Below are 614 nucleotides of genomic sequence, written 5' to 3' on the forward strand. Positions count from 1 at the left end.
TATATAGACTATATTATGTTCTACGTACCCTAGTTAAGGAAGAAAAATGAATTATAATAAATGTGACTATTCTGCTATAGAATTAGTGGATGGTGTAATCTTTCGCATGAAAGATGATATTACTGGTTTTTATAAGTTAGTTGATAATGAAAAATATTACTATTATCATTTTGAGGATGGCGTCTATACACGTACTGATGGTTTAGTAACAATAGATAAGGGTGATCTTTTTTCTAATCTACTTGAGCTGAGAGCGGAGAGTTTCATTCATATCACAGACCAAAATATAGAAATGCCTCAGAGTGAATTCCGTAGTGCTTTTTTATATTTCGATAGTTTACGAGTCAGCATTGAAAGCATTGATGGAAACATGTCAATAAAATCATTTGATTATAAAACTGATACTGAAATTCAAACTTATAATGATGTACTACAGTTCTATAATCACATCATTGATAATAAATGTGCGTATTATGGAAGACCCGACTTTGACAATGATATTCTTATCAATTCATTACGCAATATTGGCGTTCCAATCGACCAGGTTAAGGAACATCTTACAAGATTTGATATGTTTTGTAGAATGATTATTCCTGAATATCAGTATCCAATCT

The 614-nt window shown here is 30.8% G+C and carries 1 protein-coding gene; it reads left to right on the plus strand.

From position 1 onward, the window contains the following. Positions 1-46: 46 nt before the first annotated feature. Positions 47-614, plus strand: a 568-nt coding sequence (locus tag INF68_RS23025; protein ID WP_193525483.1) for a hypothetical protein, incomplete at its 3' end; no start/stop codon positions are given.

Source organism: Enterobacter cloacae complex sp. P16RS2, assembly GCF_014982155.1.
Classification (GTDB): Bacteria; Pseudomonadota; Gammaproteobacteria; order Enterobacterales; family Enterobacteriaceae; genus Enterobacter; species Enterobacter cloacae_M.